At 44.7% G+C, this 5,386-nt stretch carries 8 protein-coding genes; all 8 read left to right on the top strand.

What is annotated here, in order from left to right; translation table 11 throughout:
• The first annotated feature begins 27 nt into the window (after positions 1-27).
• On the top strand, positions 28-1,014 hold the full coding sequence (locus AOG36_RS09465; RefSeq protein ID WP_000466547.1) for a Minor spike protein: 987 nt from the start codon (positions 28-30) through the stop codon (positions 1,012-1,014).
• 63 nt (positions 1,015-1,077) lie between these two features.
• Entirely contained in the window at positions 1,078-2,619 is a 1,542-nt protein-coding gene (locus AOG36_RS09460) for a replication endonuclease (RefSeq protein WP_000252566.1), read from the top strand.
• Positions 2,552-2,704, top strand: a complete 153-nt coding sequence (locus tag AOG36_RS09455) for a hypothetical protein (protein ID WP_435988044.1) — start codon at positions 2,552-2,554, stop codon at positions 2,702-2,704. Before AOG36_RS09460 ends, AOG36_RS09455 begins: the two co-directional genes overlap by 68 nt.
• Positions 2,637-2,876 (top strand): phage DNA packaging protein C, encoded by a 240-nt coding sequence (locus tag AOG36_RS09450; protein WP_016670801.1) that lies wholly within the window; start codon positions 2,637-2,639, stop codon positions 2,874-2,876. The genes AOG36_RS09455 and AOG36_RS09450 overlap by 68 nt, the downstream gene beginning before the upstream one ends.
• On the top strand, positions 2,873-3,331 hold the full coding sequence (locus AOG36_RS09445; protein WP_000084700.1) for a scaffolding protein D: 459 nt from the start codon (positions 2,873-2,875) through the stop codon (positions 3,329-3,331). Before AOG36_RS09450 ends, AOG36_RS09445 begins: the two co-directional genes overlap by 4 nt.
• The gene (locus tag AOG36_RS09440; protein ID WP_000033471.1) at positions 3,331-3,447 is read left to right on the top strand and encodes a phage DNA packaging protein J; all 117 of its coding nucleotides are present in this window, start codon (positions 3,331-3,333) and stop codon (positions 3,445-3,447) included. Before AOG36_RS09445 ends, AOG36_RS09440 begins: the two co-directional genes overlap by 1 nt.
• Positions 3,448-3,483: 36 nt before the next feature.
• On the top strand, positions 3,484-4,767 hold the full coding sequence (locus AOG36_RS09435) for a major capsid protein (RefSeq protein WP_000065572.1): 1,284 nt from the start codon (positions 3,484-3,486) through the stop codon (positions 4,765-4,767).
• A 110-nt stretch (positions 4,768-4,877) separates the two neighbouring features.
• A partial coding sequence (locus tag AOG36_RS09430) for a major spike protein G (protein WP_032554908.1) occupies positions 4,878-5,386 on the top strand: 509 nt, incomplete at its 3' end.

Raw genomic sequence — 5,386 nt, 5'->3', positions numbered from 1 at the left:
TCTCCAGCCACTTAAGTGAGGTGATTTATGTTTGGTGCTATTGCTGGCGGTATTGCTTCTGCTCTTGCTGGTGGCGCCATGTCTAAATTGTTTGGAGGCGGTCAAAAAGCCGCCTCCGGTGGCATTCAAGGTGATGTGCTTGCTACCGATAACAATACTGTAGGCATGGGTGATGCTGGTATTAAATCTGCCATTCAAGGCTCTAATGTTCCTAACCCTGATGAGGCCGTCCCTAGTTTTGTTTCTGGTGCTATGGCTAAAGCTGGTAAAGGACTTCTTGAAGGTACGTTGCAGGCTGGCACTTCTGCCGTTTCTGATAAGTTGCTTGATTTGGTTGGACTTGGTGGCAAGTCTGCCGCTGATAAAGGAAAGGATACTCGTGATTATCTTGCTGCTGCATTTCCTGAGCTTAATGCTTGGGAGCGTGCTGGTGCTGATGCTTCCTCTGCTGGTATGGTTGACGCCGGATTTGAGAATCAAAAAGAGCTTACTAAAATGCAACTGGACAATCAGAAAGAGATTGCCGAGATGCAAAATGAGACTCAAAAAGAGATTGCTGGCATTCAGTCGGCGACTTCACGCCAGAATACGAAAGACCAGGTATATGCACAAAATGAGATGCTTGCTTATCAACAGAAGGAGTCTACTGCTCGCGTTGCGTCTATTATGGAAAACACCAATCTTTCCAAGCAACAGCAGGTTTCCGAGATTATGCGCCAAATGCTTACTCAAGCTCAAACGGCTGGTCAGTATTTTACCAATGACCAAATCAAAGAAATGACTCGCAAGGTTAGTGCTGAGGTTGACTTAGTTCATCAGCAAACGCAGAATCAGCGGTATGGCTCTTCTCATATTGGCGCTACTGCAAAGGATATTTCTAATGTCGTCACTGATGCTGCTTCTGGTGTGGTTGATATTTTTCATGGTATTGATAAAGCTGTTGCCGATACTTGGAACAATTTCTGGAAAGACGGTAAAGCTGATGGTATTGGCTCTAATTTGTCTAGGAAATAACCGTCAGGATTGACACCCTCCCAATTGTATGTTTTCATGCCTCCAAATCTTGGAGGCTTTTTTATGGTTCGTTCTTATTACCCTTCTGAATGTCACGCTGATTATTTTGACTTTGAGCGTATCGAGGCTCTTAAACCTGCTATTGAGGCTTGTGGCATTTCTACTCTTTCTCAATCCCCAATGCTTGGCTTCCATAAGCAGATGGATAACCGCATCAAGCTCTTGGAAGAGATTCTGTCTTTTCGTATGCAGGGCGTTGAGTTCGATAATGGTGATATGTATGTTGACGGCCATAAGGCTGCTTCTGACGTTCGTGATGAGTTTGTATCTGTTACTGAGAAGTTAATGGATGAATTGGCACAATGCTACAATGTGCTCCCCCAACTTGATATTAATAACACTATAGACCACCGCCCCGAAGGGGACGAAAAATGGTTTTTAGAGAACGAGAAGACGGTTACGCAGTTTTGCCGCAAGCTGGCTGCTGAACGCCCTCTTAAGGATATTCGCGATGAGTATAATTACCCCAAAAAGAAAGGTATTAAGGATGAGTGTTCAAGATTGCTGGAGGCCTCCACTATGAAATCGCGTAGAGGCTTTGCTATTCAGCGTTTGATGAATGCAATGCGACAGGCTCATGCTGATGGTTGGTTTATCGTTTTTGACACTCTCACGTTGGCTGACGACCGATTAGAGGCGTTTTATGATAATCCCAATGCTTTGCGTGACTATTTTCGTGATATTGGTCGTATGGTTCTTGCTGCCGAGGGTCGCAAGGCTAATGATTCACACGCCGACTGCTATCAGTATTTTTGTGTGCCTGAGTATGGTACAGCTAATGGCCGTCTTCATTTCCATGCGGTGCACTTTATGCGGACACTTCCTACAGGTAGCGTTGACCCTAATTTTGGTCGTCGGGTACGCAATCGCCGCCAGTTAAATAGCTTGCAAAATACGTGGCCTTATGGTTACAGTATGCCCATCGCAGTTCGCTACACGCAGGACGCTTTTTCACGTTCTGGTTGGTTGTGGCCTGTTGATGCTAAAGGTGAGCCGCTTAAAGCTACCAGTTATATGGCTGTTGGTTTCTATGTGGCTAAATACGTTAACAAAAAGTCAGATATGGACCTTGCTGCTAAAGGTCTAGGAGCTAAAGAATGGAACAACTCACTAAAAACCAAGCTGTCGCTACTTCCCAAGAAGCTGTTCAGAATCAGAATGAGCCGCAACTTCGGGATGAAAATGCTCACAATGACAAATCTGTCCACGGAGTGCTTAATCCAACTTACCAAGCTGGGTTACGACGCGACGCCGTTCAACCAGATATTGAAGCAGAACGCAAAAAGAGAGATGAGATTGAGGCTGGGAAAAGTTACTGTAGCCGACGTTTTGGCGGCGCAACCTGTGACGACAAATCTGCTCAAATTTATGCGCGCTTCGATAAAAATGATTGGCGTATCCAACCTGCAGAGTTTTATCGCTTCCATGACGCAGAAGTTAACACTTTCGGATATTTCTGATGAGTCGAAAAATTATCTTGATAAAGCAGGAATTACTACTGCTTGTTTACGAATTAAATCGAAGTGGACTGCTGGCGGAAAATGAGAAAATTCGACCTATCCTTGCGCAGCTCGAGAAGCTCTTACTTTGCGACCTTTCGCCATCAACTAACGATTCTGTCAAAAACTGACGCGTTGGATGAGGAGAAGTGGCTTAATATGCTTGGCACGTTCGTCAAGGACTGGTTTAGATATGAGTCACATTTTGTTCATGGTAGAGATTCTCTTGTTGACATTTTAAAAGAGCGTGGATTACTATCTGAGTCCGATGCTGTTCAACCACTAATAGGTAAGAAATCATGAGTCAAGTTACTGAACAATCCGTACGTTTCCAGACCGCTTTGGCCTCTATTAAGCTCATTCAGGCTTCTGCCGTTTTGGATTTAACCGAAGATGATTTCGATTTTCTGACGAGTAACAAAGTTTGGATTGCTACTGACCGCTCTCGTGCTCGTCGCTGCGTTGAGGCTTGCGTTTATGGTACGCTGGACTTTGTAGGATACCCTCGCTTTCCTGCTCCTGTTGAGTTTATTGCTGCCGTCATTGCTTATTATGTTCATCCCGTCAACATTCAAACGGCCTGTCTCATCATGGAAGGCGCTGAATTTACGGAAAACATTATTAATGGCGTCGAGCGTCCGGTTAAAGCCGCTGAATTGTTCGCGTTTACCTTGCGTGTACGCGCAGGAAACACTGACGTTCTTACTGACGCAGAAGAAAACGTGCGTCAAAAATTACGTGCAGAAGGAGTGATGTAATGTCTAAAGGTAAAAAACGTTCTGGCGCTCGCCCTGGTCGTCCGCAGCCGTTGCGAGGTACTAAAGGCAAGCGTAAAGGCGCTCGTCTTTGGTATGTAGGTGGTCAACAATTTTAATTGCAGGGGCTTCGGCCCCTTACTTGAGGATAAATTATGTCTAATATTCAAACTGGCGCCGAGCGTATGCCGCATGACCTTTCCCATCTTGGCTTCCTTGCTGGTCAGATTGGTCGTCTTATTACCATTTCAACTACTCCGGTTATCGCTGGCGACTCCTTCGAGATGGACGCCGTTGGCGCTCTCCGTCTTTCTCCATTGCGTCGTGGCCTTGCTATTGACTCTACTGTAGACATTTTTACTTTTTATGTCCCTCATCGTCACGTTTATGGTGAACAGTGGATTAAGTTCATGAAGGATGGTGTTAATGCCACTCCTCTCCCGACTGTTAACACTACTGGTTATATTGACCATGCCGCTTTTCTTGGCACGATTAACCCTGATACCAATAAAATCCCTAAGCATTTGTTTCAGGGTTATTTGAATATCTATAACAACTATTTTAAAGCGCCGTGGATGCCTGACCGTACCGAGGCTAACCCTAATGAGCTTAATCAAGATGATGCTCGTTATGGTTTCCGTTGCTGCCATCTCAAAAACATTTGGACTGCTCCGCTTCCTCCTGAGACTGAGCTTTCTCGCCAAATGACGACTTCTACCACATCTATTGACATTATGGGTCTGCAAGCTGCTTATGCTAATTTGCATACTGACCAAGAACGTGATTACTTCATGCAGCGTTACCATGATGTTATTTCTTCATTTGGAGGTAAAACCTCTTATGACGCTGACAACCGTCCTTTACTTGTCATGCGCTCTAATCTCTGGGCATCTGGCTATGATGTTGATGGAACTGACCAAACGTCGTTAGGCCAGTTTTCTGGTCGTGTTCAACAGACCTATAAACATTCTGTGCCGCGTTTCTTTGTTCCTGAGCATGGCACTATGTTTACTCTTGCGCTTGTTCGTTTTCCGCCTACTGCGACTAAAGAGATTCAGTACCTTAACGCTAAAGGTGCTTTGACTTATACCGATATTGCTGGCGACCCTGTTTTGTATGGCAACTTGCCGCCGCGTGAAATTTCTATGAAGGATGTTTTCCGTTCTGGTGATTCGTCTAAGAAGTTTAAGATTGCTGAGGGTCAGTGGTATCGTTATGCGCCTTCGTATGTTTCTCCTGCTTATCACCTTCTTGAAGGCTTCCCATTCATTCAGGAACCGCCTTCTGGTGATTTGCAAGAACGCGTACTTATTCGCCACCATGATTATGACCAGTGTTTCCAGTCCGTTCAGTTGTTGCAGTGGAATAGTCAGGTTAAATTTAATGTGACCGTTTATCGCAATCTGCCGACCACTCGCGATTCAATCATGACTTCGTGATAAAAGATTGAGTGTGAGGTTATAACGCCGAAGCGGTAAAAATTTTAATTTTTGCCGCTGAGGGGTTGACCAAGCGAAGCGCGGTAGGTTTTCTGCTTAGGAGTTTAATCATGTTTCAGACTTTTATTTCTCGCCATAATTCAAACTTTTTTTCTGATAAGCTGGTTCTCACTTCTGTTACTCCAGCTTCTTCGGCACCTGTTTTACAGACACCTAAAGCTACATCGTCAACGTTATATTTTGATAGTTTGACGGTTAATGCTGGTAATGGTGGTTTTCTTCATTGCATTCAGATGGATACATCTGTCAACGCCGCTAATCAGGTTGTTTCTGTTGGTGCTGATATTGCTTTTGATGCCGACCCTAAATTTTTTGCCTGTTTGGTTCGCTTTGAGTCTTCTTCGGTTCCGACTACCCTCCCGACTGCCTATGATGTTTATCCTTTGGATGGTCGCCATGATGGTGGTTATTATACCGTCAAGGACTGTGTGACTATTGACGTCCTTCCCCGTACGCCGGGCAATAATGTTTATGTTGGTTTCATGGTTTGGTCTAACTTTACCGCTACTAAATGCCGCGGATTGGTTTCGCTGAATCAGGTTATTAAAGAGATTATTTG

The organism is Helicobacter heilmannii (assembly GCF_001283065.1).
Taxonomy (GTDB): domain Bacteria; phylum Campylobacterota; class Campylobacteria; order Campylobacterales; family Helicobacteraceae; genus Helicobacter; species Helicobacter heilmannii.
The sequence above is the reverse complement of the archived record's forward strand: the minus strand, read 5'-3'. Positions and strand labels throughout refer to the sequence as shown.